Source organism: Streptomyces jeddahensis, from assembly GCF_001642995.1.
Lineage (GTDB): Bacteria > Actinomycetota > Actinomycetes > Streptomycetales > Streptomycetaceae > Streptomyces > Streptomyces jeddahensis.
In genome coordinates this window covers 124,007-138,413 of sequence record NZ_LOHS01000070.1, presented here as the reverse complement: position 1 = coordinate 138,413, position 14,407 = coordinate 124,007, and the positions used below count along the sequence as shown (strand labels likewise).

The 14,407-nt window shown below is 68.9% G+C and carries 5 protein-coding genes; 2 read left to right on the top strand and 3 right to left on the bottom strand.

Features of this window, described 5'->3' with window-relative positions:
- Positions 1–12 precede the first annotated feature (12 nt).
- Complete coding sequence (locus STSP_RS12695) at positions 13–11,049, bottom strand: LamG-like jellyroll fold domain-containing protein (protein ID WP_067276162.1); 11,037 nt, start codon at positions 11,047–11,049, stop codon at positions 13–15.
- A gap of 372 nt (positions 11,050–11,421) precedes the next feature.
- A complete protein-coding gene (locus tag STSP_RS12690; RefSeq protein WP_067276150.1) occupies positions 11,422–12,210 on the bottom strand; it encodes an HNH endonuclease family protein in 789 nt (262 codons plus the stop codon).
- A gap of 267 nt (positions 12,211–12,477) precedes the next feature.
- Between STSP_RS12690 and STSP_RS12685 the strand changes: the two genes are divergently transcribed.
- Complete coding sequence (locus tag STSP_RS12685) at positions 12,478–12,678, top strand: hypothetical protein (protein ID WP_067276147.1); 201 nt, start codon at positions 12,478–12,480, stop codon at positions 12,676–12,678.
- A gap of 116 nt (positions 12,679–12,794) precedes the next feature.
- Here the strand turns inward: STSP_RS12685 and STSP_RS12680 are convergent, their stop codons facing one another.
- Positions 12,795–13,706, bottom strand: coding sequence for an SCO6745 family protein (locus STSP_RS12680; protein WP_067276144.1), 912 nt, complete (start codon positions 13,704–13,706; stop codon positions 12,795–12,797).
- Positions 13,707–13,818: 112 nt separating this feature from the next.
- On the opposite strand from STSP_RS12680, the gene STSP_RS12675 reads away from it, so the two are divergent.
- Positions 13,819–14,397, top strand: a complete 579-nt coding sequence (locus STSP_RS12675; protein WP_067276142.1) for a TetR/AcrR family transcriptional regulator — start codon at positions 13,819–13,821, stop codon at positions 14,395–14,397.
- Positions 14,398–14,407: the final 10 nt, after the last annotated feature.

The window sequence follows — 14,407 nt, the reverse complement described above, 5'->3', positions numbered from 1 at the left end:
TTCCTTCCTTGCCTAGCGGAGGACACCGTCGACGAAATTCTCCTCCGGGAACATCCCTTGGCAGGTAGTACACACTTCCTTGTCCCGCCAGATCTTGCCCAATCCGTCCTTGAGATCCTCTCTCGCGAAAGCTCTCGTGAAGATGGTCTCTCCAGCTTTCCAGCCAGTCCCCACCAGAATGTTCGGCTCGGCACAGCTCCCGAGCCCGGAGCACGTGACTGCGGCTTCACCTGTCCTGGTATTGACCGCGCCCACCCAGGTCCTGTCCTTCAGTTTCCCGGTAACGGACTCGACCGCGTCCGAGAGCATGCCCTGAGCCTCCGAGAGGCGCTCGCTGAGGGTCCAGGGCCCTCGCGGCACCCCGCTGCGGATCAGCGGCACCGGCGTACGGTCCTTACCTACCTTGCCGCGCGTGCCGGCCTCCGGCCGCAGATCGGTCGTCTCTCCCTGGGAGTCGACCTCGAACCGCGGGCTAGTCCCATTGCAGTTGTGGACGAGGACGGGGGTGTCCCCGGCTTCCACGTAGTACGTGTGGAGGCTGCCGATCGTCAGGTCGTAGGTCGTGGTGTTCCTGTGGTACAGGCGGACACCCGTGACCTCGGCCGTGCCAGTCGGGGTCTGCAGGACATCTCCAGTACGGAGGTCCTTGGCCTCGACGAACGCCGTCTGGGTCTCGTCGTAGAACGGGTGGTGGAACGTCGTCGTCAGACGCGCGCCCTCGACCTCCCCGCCACTCGTGCCGGCCGCCTTCGCGTCCTGGCCCGCCGACGCGGTGCTGACAGCCGCGACCGGAGCCGTCGCCGGCTCCTGACCGTCGCCGTGTCCGTGACCGCTCGCTCCCAGCGCGCCCAACACAGCCGCCGAGGCCGCCAGGCCGAACGCCGCCTTGCGGGCCACCTTCTTCGCCAGAGACTTCGCCCCGGCCTTCACGCCGGCCCTCGCCGCACTCTCAGTGCCCGATTCGGCTGTCTTCTTGATGGTCAGGTCGACGAAGTCGTGGTCGGTGTAGGTGACGATGACTCCGGTGACCTTGTGCGCCTCCGTACCCGCAACTCCCGGCACGGAGTTGGCGATCATGTCGCCAACGCGAACCTTCTCGATCGCCTTCGTCGTGCCGTCCGCCATCAGTACACGCGTCTGACCGGTGAAGCTGTGGGTGGGAACGGGACAGCTGCCGCCCTCGTCACCTGAGTGGGACTGCGACCTCGTCCCCGCCCCCTCCGACTCCGCCGCCGAAGCCGCCTCATCCGTGGCATCGGCTGCCGCCGACTCCCCGGCATCCGTCGCGCCCTTGCCGAACAGGCCGCCCACGGCCTTCATCGCCTTCGGCGCCACCTTCGCCAGGAGCTTGCCGCCGAGTTCGCCGAGCTTGCCGCCCGCCGCGCCCACGACCGCGCCCTCGACCGCCGAACCCGCGAACGCCCCCACGCTGCAGTCGTCGCCGCCGTCCTGTGCGCACTTGAAGCCCTGCTCCACCAGGGAGCCCGCGGCGCCCGCGAGGGCCGCGCAGCCGATCGTGCCGACGCCCCAGGTCGCCGCCTCGCAGCCGGCGAACACCGCCGTGGAGACCACGAACGAGGTGATCGCCGCGGCGTGGTGCTTGACGAACTTCGCCGCCGTCTTCGCCGCGCTGACCGTGGCGTGGTACGCGGTCCGGGCCGCATGGGCGACCGCATGCGCGGCCTTCTTCACCCCGTGCACGACCTTGTGCGCCACGTGCTTGACCGCATGCACCACCCGGTGCACCACATGCGAGACCTTGTGATACGCGGAGTGCACCGCGTGGACTGCCGCGTGATACGCCCGTCTCACATGTCGGGACGCGTAGTGGTACACGCGGCGCGTGACCCGCACCGTCGCCCGGTACACGTCCCGCACGTGGTGCGCGATCTTGTGGGCCGCGTGCTTGACCGCGTGGACCACGCGGTGCGCGACGTGCTTGACCGCGTGGTACACCTTGTGCGCCACGTGCTTCACGGCGTGCGACACCTTGTGCGCGACCTTCTTCGCGCCGCACACCACGTCATACCAGGAGCAGTTGCCCGACTCGTCGGTGCCCGCCATCGGGTTGTCGTCGACGTAGGCGAAGGGGTTCGCCGCCACCGAGTTCGGCACCGCGTCCAGCGAGACGCTGTCCTTGTTCAGGAACTGGCCCGTGTCCGGGTTGTACCAGCGTGAGGCCGTGCCCACATCGCCCGTGCCCGGCTCCGTCCAGCCCGACTGGAAGCCCAGGTGGCCGGTCATGGAGCTGGTCGAGATCACCTTGCCCAGCGGGTCGTACGACGCCGAGCCGGACAGGCCCGTCGCCCCCGAGGTGAAGGTGCCGACCACGTCGTTGTGCTGGTCCGTCAGGGCCAGGGCCGCGGTGCCGCCGCTCGGCTTGATGCCGATGACGCCGCCCGCCGGGTCGTACGTGTAGGTGTTGTCGCCGTCCGAGGCGATCGTGTTGTCCGCGCCCGAGTAGGCGAAGGTGCGCGTGGACTGCGCGCCCGTGTCCGTGTCGGTGATGTTCCGGCCGAGGGCGTCCAGCGTGTAGGACTGCGTGCCGGCCACGATCTGGTCGCCGAACGCGTCCGTCTTGTACGCCACCGAGCCGCCCGACGACGACTCCTGCGTCATCGTGCCGCGCGCCGAGTACGCGTACGTGTTCGTGCCGTCCGACGTCAGCTCGTCCCGGGCGTCGTACGTGTACACGTCCGAGCCGACCCGGATGCGGTTGCCCGACGCGTCGTACGCGTACTGCGTGGTCGTCGACCCGTTGTTCCACGAGGTCAGACGGTCCGACCAGTCGTACGTGTACGTGTTCGCCGATGCGCCCGACACGCCCGTCGTCGTCTTCGACGTCAGGTTGCCGTTCTCGTCGTAGCCGTAGGCGAAGCTCGCCAGCGTCGAGGCGCCCTGCACCAGCACGTCGCCGGTCAGCTCGTGCGCGCTGTCGTAGGAGAAGGTGCGGGTCTGGCCCGTGGAGCCGTACTTGACCGTCTTCAGGTCGTTCAACTGGTCGTACGTGTACGTCAGCTGGGTGCCCGTCGCCGCGTCGTTCAGCGAGGACAGGCGACCGGCCGTGTCGTAGCCGTACGAAGTGGTGCCCGCCGCGTCCGTGCGCGTCAGCATCGAGCCGTCGTCGTTGTACGTGAAGCTCGACGAACCCGCCGCACCCGTCGCCGTGAGCACGTCGCCCCGGTCGTCGTACGTGAACGCGTCGTGCGTGGCGGCCTGGTAGTCGGCCTGGCCTGCGGTGCCCGCCACGTCCGTGTCCGCCGAGAGGACCCGGCCGTCCGCGTCGTAGCTGAAGCTCCGCTTCGCCGTGGCCGCTTCGGCGCCCGAACCCGACATGGTCTTCAGCTGGCCGTTGGCGTCGTACGTCATCGTCGTCGTGACGCCGCCGGGCTGGGTCACCGTGGTGGGCTGGCCGTCCGCGTCGTACGCGAAGGTCGTCGTGGAGTCGGCCGTCGACGAGTAGGTCGACGTAGTCGGCTCGATGACCTTCTCCTGCTGGCCCCACGGCGTGTACGTGTAGCGCCAGGAGTTGCCGCGGCCGTCCGTGAACCGGGTGCGGTTGCCGGCCGCGTCGTAGCCGAACGTCGTGGTGATCGACGTGGAGGCGTCGACCGGCTCGACCTCCTGCGTGATCGTGCCCGCCGCGTCGTACGTCCAGCGCGTGGTGTGGCCCCGCGCGTCGGTCGCCGAGGTCAGGTTGCCCACGCCGTCGTACGTCTGCGAGGTCTGCGTGAGCAGGTTGTTGTTCGCGTCGTACTGCTTGGTGGTGACCGGGTCGTCCGAGGCGTTGTAGTCCGTCTCGATCCAGGTGTTGTCCGGCAGAATCGTCTTCTGCTGGTTGCCCATGAAGTCGTACGTGTAGCGGGTGGTGTTGCCCGCCCCGTCGGTCACCGAGGTGACGTCACCGGCCCGGTTGTAGCCGTACGAGGTCGTCACGCCGCCCGGCGTCGTGGTCGACGCGACGTGCGCGCCGTAGGGGTTGCCGGTGGTCACGGCGTACGAGTTCGTCGTCGTCAGCGTCTTCGTCGACGGGTAGCGCTCCAGCGTGGTGGAAGTCAGCTGCCGGCCGAGGAAGTCGTACGTGGCCTGGCTGGCGGCGCCTGTTGCGTCCGTCGCCGACAGCTGGTCGCCGTTCGTGTCGTACGTGGCGTGCGTCTTCGTGCCGTCCGGCGCCGTGATCTGGGCGACGTTGCCCATCTGGTCGTACAGGTACGAGGTCGTCTTGCCGCCGGGGGTCGTCTCGGAGGTCTGGTTGCCCTCGCTGTCGTACGTCCACACGGTGGTGCCCGCGTTGGGCGACGAGGCGCCCGCCGGGGTGTACGACGGCAGTGTCTCGGAGACCTTGTTGCCGTCCGCGTCGTACGCCGTCGTGGTCACCAGGCCGTTCGGGTCCTGCTCCTCGACGGCCTCGCCGAAGGTGTTGAAACCGCTGGTGGTGACGGGGTGCACGGTCGCCGGGTTCGTGCCGTCCGCCTCGGCCTGGACGGCGGGCGCGGTGGTGACCGCGAGGTTGCCCGCCTCGTCGTAGGCGTAGGTGGTCGTGTTGTGCTCGGCGTCCGTCATGGACGTCGGCAGGCCGCGCTTGTCGTACGTGTACGTGGTCTTCTGCTCGTCAGAGGAGCCGACCGTGCCGCCGCTGCGGCCCTTGCCGTAGAGGGACGAGACCTCGGATGCGGTGAGGGCCCGCTGGTAGGTCTGGACGTTGTCGACCTCGCCGTTGACCACGTCGCTGGTGGTGCCGCCGGCGGTCTTGGTGCCGCCGATGGACAGCGGTCCGGTGCCGGTCCACGGCGACGTGTCGGTGGCCGAGCCCGCCTGCGCGCCGTTGACGTACAGCTTCATCGAGCCGGTCGTGGCGTCGAAGACGCCGACCAGATGCGTCCAGGTGTTCAGCGTCGGCGCCGAGGACGCCGTGGCGTCGTAGAACGCGGACGGGGATGTCGCGTCCGAGCTGGCCGCGTGGAACCGGAACGCGTTGTCGGCCTTCGAGTACTGCAGGTAGAAGGAGGCCCGGTTGGTGCCGCCCTGCGCGACGAACGTGCGGTAGGTGGAGGTGTCGGCCAGGTTGACCCAGGCCGAGACCGTGTAGGAGGCCGTGGTGTCCAGGACCGGGCTGCTGGTCGCGATGACGTCGCCGGTGCCGGTGCTGGACCCGTTGAACTTGGCCGCGTCGTCCGCCCACGTCACGCCCGATCCGGCGGTCGCGGTGTTGCCGGTGCCGGAGGCGTCGGTGACGTTCGTGCCGGAGGTCTGGTTCAGCTTCCACCAGCCCGCCGGGTGACCGGAGGCGTCCCCGTACAGCGTCTCGCTGAGCAGGTTGCCCATGTCGTCGTACGTGTTGGTGGTCGTGCGGTCGTACCCGGACGAGTCGTGGTCGTTCTCGGTCGCGATCTCGTCGTCCGGCGTGTACGAGACGGTCGTGACGCGGTCCACTCCGGTCGGGTCGACCGTGGTGGACGTGGTCCGGGAGGCCGCGTCGACCTTGTAGTTCGTGACGGTCTCGCCGTTGTCGGTGGTGGACGAGAGCAGGTTCCCGGCGGCGTCGTAGGTGTCCGACTCCAGGACGTAGGTGCTGGTGCCGTCGGCGCTGGTCCTCTTCACCGAGGCGGTCAGGCCGTCGTCGGTGTAGGTGTAGGACGTCGTGTTGCCCATCGCGTCCGTGACGGACGCGAGGCGGCCGGCCGGGTCGTAGGCGCGGGACGACTCGATGAGCAGGGTCGCCGTCTGCGGAGCGACCGGGTCGCCCGTGTACATCAGGCCCTGCGTCAGCAGGTTGCCGTTGTCGTCGTACGTGTAGCGGGTCTCGACGCCCGCCGACGTCACCTCCTTGGTCTTGTTGCCGGAGGTGTCGTACGTGTACGTCGTCGTGTTGCCATTCGACGCGCCTTCGGCCGCGTTGGCGTCCGACTGGGTCAGCACGTGGTCGTAGGCGTCGTAGGTCGTCGTCTCGGTGCGGGCCTGGTCGCCGCCGCTCGCGTCGGAGACGCTCTGCGAGGTGACGTCGCCGTCGTCGTCGTAGACGGTGGTGGTGACGGCGGCGTGCGTGGCGCCGGTGACCCGGTCGGTGAGCTGCGGGTCGTGCTCCTCGACGACCTGGCCGCCCGCGTCGTACTTGTACGTCGTGGTCAGACCGTTCGGATAGGTGTCCGAGACGACCTTCTGGCTCAGCACCTGGCCGAGACCGTCGTAGGTGTACGACGTGACCAGGCCGATGGCGTCGGTGGTCGACGCGACGTCGCCGTTCTTGAAGTACGACACCGTGTTGACCGCGCCGCCGGGGCTGATCGTCTTCACGGGCAGGCCCTTGGGCACCACGCCGCCGTCGGCGGACGGGTAGGCGCTGGTGCCGTCGCTGTACACGGTCGTGGTGGTGCGGCCGTTCGGGAAGCCGGGCACCGCCGGACCCGTGATCGCGGTCTGGTTGCCCGCCGAGTCGTAGGTGTACGACGTCAGATACGTGGTGTCCGTGGCCGACGCCGAGCGGCCGTCGCGCTCGGTCAGCAGCTGGTCGTTGCGCGGGTCGGCGGTGGTCAGCTGGGCCGTGGTGTCGTCCGGGTAGTACGTGTAGTACTCGGTGGAGCACTTGTTCGCGGCCTGGTCCTGGCAGGACGTCGAGGAGACCACGTTGCCGCGCACGTCATGGCCGGTGATCGTCATGGCGCCGTTGGGGTCGGTGACCGTGTGCTCGAAGCCGCCGGTGTCGTAGCCGAAGCTGGTCTTGTTGCCGAGGCCGTCGGTCTCGGTCAGCGCGCGGTTGCCGTTGGTGACGTCGTACGTATAGGTCAGGGTCGCGTTGGTCGGCGAGGTCACCTTGACCGTCTCGACGGGGAGGAGCCCGGTGGAGTTCTTCGCCGCGTCCCACTGCTCCGACACGTCCGCGGCGGACAGCTGGGAGCGGTAGAAGGCGGTCTCGGCGATCGAGCCGTTGAAGTAGGTGGCGTAGCCGGTGTTGTCGGTGGTGCTGTGGTGCGACTCGTCCGGCCAGTTGCCTCCGAGGAAGCCCGCGCCCACGTAGGTGTAGGGCTGGTTGGTCATGGCGGCGGTGCCGCTCTGCGAGCCGACCAGCGCGTCGTCGAGGTACAGGGACTGCGTGCCGGCCGACGCCGACAGGACCACGTGGTGCCACTTGCCGTCGGTCACCGTGGTGGAGGAGGCCAGCGGATTGTCCGAGCCGCCGGAGAACCAGAACTCGCCGTACAGCTTTCCGGTGCTGCCGACATACAGGACAGGGGTGTAGGAGGTGGGTGTCGTTCCGGAGCTCAAGGGGTCATGCGAGGCGCTGAACAGCACTCCGTTCGCGGTCGACGTCTTGAACCACATGCTGACTGACTCGTTGCCCGAACCGGGCACCAGCCCGGAGGGCAGGGTCACGGACGAACTGCTGCCGCCGAACGACGCCGCTTTCTGGTCGCTGAAGGGCCCGCTGACGCCGAGGGTCACCCCGTTGTACGTGCCGCTTCCGCCGCGCACCTCGTCGACGGCCGTGCTCGCGCCCGCCGCCTCGCCGAGCCGGAAGTACGCGGAGGGGGCGGCGCCGAGGACCGCGCCCCGGTAGGTCTGGCTGGACCCGGAGACCGTGGGCGCGGCGAGCTTCCAGACGCCGCCGTTCTCGTCGGTGAGCTGGGTGAGCGTGGTGGTGGCCGCGTCGTACGTCATGGCCGCGTACGTCTTGCCGGACGGCCGCTTGATGGAGGTCAGCAGGCTCGCCGAGTGCGTGCCGTACTGGTAGAGGGAGTTGACGTCGGCGGCGACGAGCGGACGGCCGTACCAGGCGACGTCCGCGATGGAGCCGTTGAACCAGGTCGGGTAGCCGTCCGGCGCGGTGGAGCTCTGGTGCGGCTCGTCGGGCCAGTTGCCGCCGAGGAAGCCGGTGCCGAGGTAGTTGAACGACTGGTTCTTGCCGAAAGCGTCCGCGCTCTTGATCGAGACGGTGCCGGTGCGCGAGCCGACCTTGACGTTGTCCAGGTACAGCGACTGCGAGTTGCCCGCGGCCGACAGCACCACGTGGTGCCAGCGGCCGTCGGCGACGGACGCGGAGGACACGATCGGGTTGATGCCGCCGCTGTACCAGAACTCGGCGTTCAGCTTGCCGTCCGTACCGACGTAGATCGACGGCGTGTAGAACCCGGCGGCCTGCCCGGAGCTGATCGGCTGGGAGGCGTACGAGTAGAGGACGCCCGGGCCCGCGGAGGTCTTGAACCAAAGGGAGATCGCGCCCGAGTCGGTGTCGTTGCCGAGGTTCTTGGGCAGCGAGATGTCCGACGAGGTGCCGTTGAACCCGGCGGCCTTGGCGGAGGAACCGGTCAGCGGGCCGGTCTGCCCCAGCGTCACGTTCTCGTACGTCGCGTTGGTGGTGCCCTCGTTGGCGAGGACACTGTCCTTCGCCGTGGTGCCCGAGGTCTCCGACAGCGGCCAGAACGTGTGCGGGTCGAGGTCGAGCGCGGCGTTGTTGTACTGCGAGCCGCTCGTGTAGCCGTACGTCGTGCACGCCGTCGTGGACAGCGGCGAGCACACCTTCGTCAGCTGGTCGCCCGTGTAGCCGTACGTCCAGGTCTGGACCGTGGACGAGTTGCCGGGGGTGACCGGGTCGGTGACGACCGTCGCGACGTGCGCGGCGGACGCGCCGCTCGGCGTGGACCAGGTGAGGTTCAGGGACCGGCTGGAGACGGCCGAGGCCATCTTGGTGACGTGGCCGCTGGTCCAGGTGAGGTTGATGGAGCGGCCGTTGGCGTCGGTGACGGAGGTCAGGCCGTAGCCTCCAGAGCCCAGGGACTGGGTGAAGGTGTAGACCGTGTCGTCCTTGTCGGTCAGCGAGTAGCCGCCGGTGATCGACTTGAAGGTGGCGAAGCGGCCGTTGCCGGGTGTGAAGGTGCCGTCGCTGTTCTTGCCGTAGCCGACCTGTGAACCGTCCGGGTAGGTGACATAGACGCTCGAGACTGCGCCGGACGCGGTGTACTGCTCGGTGGCGCGGGAGTCGAAGATGCTCGACCAGCCGGCGCCGAACGCGCCGGTCCAGCGCGGGTCGCGGGAGTTGTAGTCGCGCTCCACGTCCAGCGAGGGACCGACGGTGGATATGGACGCGTCGGTGTCGGAGGTCGTGTAGTTGCCGATCGAGGCGTCGAAGCCGTGGTCACTACTGTTCTGTGACAGCCCGGAGGTGATCACGGGCTGCGGTACCTGCACGGACATGGCGTACGGGTCCGCCGGTGAGTACAGCCCGCCGTCGTACGCCTGGACGGTCCAGGTGTAGTTCTTGTTCCAGGCGAGCTTGCCCGCCGGGACGGTCCAGTCGCCGGTGGAAAGCAGGCCGGAGTCGGCGACCTTGGTGCCCGTGCTGTCGTAGACCTTGAAGACGTACTGGTCGGTGCTGCCGCTTGTCGAATTGGCGCCGCCTGCCCAGGCGGTCAGCTCCGGCTGGGTGGTGTTCACGACCGCGTTGTCGCTCGGGAACTGCTCGTAGAGCTGCGGCGCGGTGTTGCCGGTGTAGGTGACCAGGATGTGCGGGCCGTCGGCCGGGTCGTTGAAGGAGCCGAACTGCTTCCAGTGCAGGCTGTCGGTGGTCGCCGCGTAGACGGCGAGGCCGTAGTCGGGGGTGGTGCCGCTGAACCAGCCCTGGATGGCGGAGGTGGACAGCGGCACCTGCACCCAGTCGCCGACCTGGCGGTCGGCGGCGGTGTTCGCACAGGCGTTGGGCACGTTCGGCGTCACGTTGCCGATCGAGGAGCCGTGCGAGGGGCCCGGGTAGGTCGTGACCGACTCCGGCGTCCAGGACTGGGTGACCAGGGCGACGTCGAACCGCTCGGGAGTGCAGGTGGAGGCCCAGGTGTCGAAGATGTCCAGATGCGCCTCGGTGACGGTGGCGTTGCTGCTGTCCCAGGCGGTGTCCCAGTGGTTGGAGAAGCCGATCGCCTTGTGGGTGCCGGAGTCGTACGAGCCGGCCTTGATGGTCTGCTCGAAGGAATGGTCCTGGACGTCGGGCGACTCGACGTAGGTGGTGAGCCAGCCGTCGTCGACGGTCGGGTCCACGGTGACCGGGAAGACGCGGCGCGGGTCGTGCAGCCAGCTGTCGTCCAGGGTCACCTTGAGCGCGTAGCCGCTCTTGGTGTGCAGAAGCTTGTACGTGACGTCGTACGTGGTGGCCGGTTCCCCGGAGCGGCGGTTCACCTTCGAGTCGTAGGCGTACGCGGCGGGAATGCGCTCGACGGTCTTACCGGCGGCGTTACGCAGGGCGACAGAGCCGTTCTTGGTCAGGACGGGGGTGAGGCCCTTGAGGGCGAGCGGGAAGGTCCAGGTGTTCCCGGCGTCCGCCGAGTGCAGGACGATCGCTTCCTTGAGCCCGGTGGCGATGGGCGTGAGCTGGAGATCGGTCGAGTCCAGGACGTTCCGGTACGTGACGGTGGAGCCGTCGGCCGTCCCCTTGACGGAGGCGGCGCCCTTCAGGCCGTACGCGAGGGAGTGCTTGCCGTCGACGGCGAAGGAGGCGAGGGCCGAGTCGTCGGCCTTGCGGGCGAAGTCGACCGCGAGGGAGTTGGCCTTCTCGTGCCAGCGACCGTCAGGCCCTGCCCGCACGTCGACATCGATCGGCGCCCATTTCCCCTTTCGCACCTGGTAGTTGACGGGCGTCGGGGATATGTCCCGGGTCGTACTGCCGTCGGCGTTGTCGAAGACCGTGTCCGTACGGGACGACTTGGCCGCGTTCCGCTTGCTGGTCTTGGCGTTGAAGCCGGCAGCGCCCTGGCTCTTGCCGCGGGCGACGGCCGGCTTGTGCGCGTGGTAGGCGGCGAGCTCTCCGCGGCCCTTGCCCGGGGCGTGGCCGCGCCCGCGGTGGGCCTCGGTGGCCTTCGCGGACACATGGTGCTTGTGCCCGGCCGCTGTCCCCGACTGCTGGTGCGGCAGCTTGCCCCAGCGCGGGTCCTTGAACCAGGACGACAGCGAGGTGAGGCTCGGCAGCGAGATCGCATCCAGCTCCGCGCCTTGGGCCATGGCTTGTTGGGTCGTCAGCATGACCGCGAGCGCGGTCAGGACGAGGAACGCGATGCCGCGCCGCACCCGGCGGACGCGACCGGCAGGGCGGACGCGACGGGCGGATCGGACTCGAAGGGCGGAGCGGAGACGGCGAAACGGCCGAGCGCGCACGGCTTTGACTCCCGGGCTCAGGAAGGTCACAGAAACGCGCTGATCCTGCACGTCGTGAACATGCCGTGCCCAGAGGTACGGAACGATCTTGGCTTGGCTTTGACCGCCTCTTGCTCAACCGGCCCGACTTGCGTCGACTGTCCGATTCTTTCTTGTGAACGTCTTTGCGAGTTGGTCATCTTTGCGACCGAATCCCTTCATTCGGCCGCGTCCGCTCTACGCCGGACCAGGTGTGCCGCGTCTGCTCCGTCCCACAGGTGACGCAGAGCGGGTCACCGTGTCAGGTCAGCCACCACACTGCTTCAGCATCATCTGCTTGTCGGCCACTGTCACAGGGAGGCTGTACTTGAGCGACACCTGCGCGAAGCGCACCGCATAGGAGCAACGGATCTGCTTGTTCGGGGGCAGCCAGCTCGCGGGACCGGAATCGCCCTTCGAGCTGTTGGACGGACCGTCCACGGGAATCAGATTGAGGGGGTCGTTGGCGATGTCCTGGCGCTTGCCCTTCGTCCAGCGTGAGGCGCCCATCTGCCAGTCGTACGAGAGCGGCATCACATGGTCGATCTGGACCGTCGTGGCCCGGGTCTTGGTCCAGTCGATGGTCTTCCCGGTGTAGGGGTCCTGGAGGGTCATGGAGATCACGACGCAGTCGGAACCTGACCGGAAACGGACGTCGTCTCCATCACGTTTCAGCAGGTCGTTCCGCGTGTCGCAACCGTTCCACGCCAGCGGCACGCCGTCCGCCGAGTCCATCCAGGCGTAGCCGAACTCGTCCCGCTCGTATCCCGTCTTGGGGCCGCGCCCCTTCGTCGCCACCTTCTCGATCAGGGCCCTCGCCTTCGCCCTCCCGGCGTCCGACGTGATGGGCGCCAGACCCGGCTTCGTCCCGTCGGGGTTGTCCAGGGGACTCACAGCCCGGCCGGGCCCGGCAGCCGGACCGGCAGAGTGGGAGGACGCATCGTCCACGGGCACGTCGATGCCCTTGCAGCCGGTGAGCAGAAGCACCGCCCCGAGCATCGCGGCGGAGCCCGTGACACAGGACCGGTAGGACCGGGTGGCACCGCTGCGGCTCATGCGCCGCACCGCCGCACTCCCCGCACGACCCCCGTCCCCAGCACCACCCCCTTCCCCTATGTCTCCCGCATCCTCTTTGTTCTCTACGCTGCCGAAGGTCACGACGCCCTTCCTCCCCTGTCCGCACTCCGCCGCGACGCGGCTCTGCCGGCCCACCGTAGCGGCGGGGCAGTTCGGGCGACGTCGGGGCCAGGCGGCACTCTTTCGAGCATTCTTCACAACTCGGGCGTATCGTCAGGGATGAGTCCCTCTGGAAGGAGCTCTGACATGGGCATCTTCGACAAGTTCAAGGGCCAGGGCCGGCACCGGGCCGGGCACGTCTCCGAGACGGCCGAGACGAGGCCCGACGAGAGGACGATCACCCCCGGCCCCCAAGGGGACAGCGCAGACAGGGCGGAGGCGCCCGAGCAGCACCTGGACGAGCGGCTGACGGACCGGGAGCACGAGTCCGACCGGCCTGCACCCTGACGCACGGCACAGAAACGGGGGTACTGCACTTCTCGGTCATCACCTGACGAAGCCGCCCGCGGCGCCCGACTCCCGCGGACGGCTTCCCGATTGGGCCGGCTCAGGTGCCGAGCCCCTCACGCCTTGCCGATGCCCAGGGTCGTCTCCGACGGCAGAAGCCCCGAGCCGAGCACAGCGACCCAGAACTCTCCCAGCAGATCGGCGAGCCGGGCGGTGGCGTCCGGGCCGAGGGCCTCCCACGGGCCGGGGGCCAGCTCGTCCGTGTGCTGCTCCACCTCCGCCCGCAGGGCACGGCCCGCCTCCGTGGCCACGCCGTCCGCCTTCAACAGCCCTCGTTCGACGAGACGTTCGCGCGCGGCCCTCCACTCCTCGTCGCTCCACCCGCGGCTGCGGAAGGTCTCGGCCGAGGCCGCGCCTATGCCCGCGAAGGAGACCAGCGCCTCGGTCGGGTCGAGTCCGGCTATGAGCAGGGCGGCGAGATGGCCGTCGCCGCGATGCTCGCGCAGGATCGTCGCCGCATGCCACAGCTGCTGGTGCGGAGCCTCGGGCCACGGGAGCTCGGCGTTGGCCGCGGCCAGCGGGCGGCCCGCGGTGTTCGCCGACTCGGCGGCCCTGCGGGCGAGCGCAGCGGCTTCAGCGAGCTCCGGGCTGTCGACCCGGTCGCCGAATATCGCGCGATAAGCCCGATCGATCGCCCGCTCCCGCGCCTTCAGTACCTCACCCGGGGCGGCTATACGCCAGGCCGGATCGACGTACTCGGCGACCATGCGTGGGCTGAAGCTGTAGAACGCCGAGGTCACACGTTCGGCGCCGGCCTCGCCCAGCGGGGCCGCGCGGAACGGGAAGTAGCTCGGCCAGCGGACCTCTGTCCCGTACCCGAGCGCGGCCGCCTCCTCGAAGGACGCGGGTGCGTAGTAGAGCACGGCATGCAGCGGCTCCAGCAGATGCCACATCTGCCTGACCCGGCCGAGCTCGATCCCCCTCGCCTGCGTCACCGTCCCGCTCGTCTTGCTGACGTTCTCCGACATGGCTTCGCTCCTCGTCGCACCTGTCGTACCCCACCCAGGAACTTGACAGTGACTAGATTGCCCGCCGAGCCCATAACTTGTCAATGCCTAGATTCGGCGTAGTCTGCTGGGCATGAGCCCTCAGCGCCCCTACCACCACGGCGACCTGCGGCGGGCCGTACTGTCGGCTGCCCTGGACGTGATCGCCGCCGAAGGGCCGTCTGCGGTGAGCCTGCGTGACCTGGCCCGCAGGGCGGGCGTCTCACACGCCGCCCCCGCTCACCACTTCAAGGACCGCACGGGCCTGCTCACCGCGATCGCGGCCGAGGGATACGCAATGCTGGCGACCGCGCTCGACGAGGCGAAGGACCTCAGGGACGCGGGCGTGCGCTATGTCCGTTTCGCTCGCGAGCACCCGGCCCACTTCCAGGTGATGTTCGCGCCGGAACTGCTGCGCGAGAACGACCTGGAACTCACCACGGCGAGGGCGCTGGCGGGCAAGCACCTGCGCGACGCGGTGGCTGCCGTCCCGTCGTCGGGCCGCGGCCCCGACGCCCGCCTCGCAGGCGTGGCCGCCTGGTCCCTGGCCCACGGCTTCGCCACGCTCCTGCTCAGCCACAACCTGGAGGGCCCGATGGGCGACCGGGATCCGGAGGAGGTGTTCCGCACCCTCACGGGGATGTTGTTCGCCCGCACATCCGGGTCCGACTGAACGTCCAGGC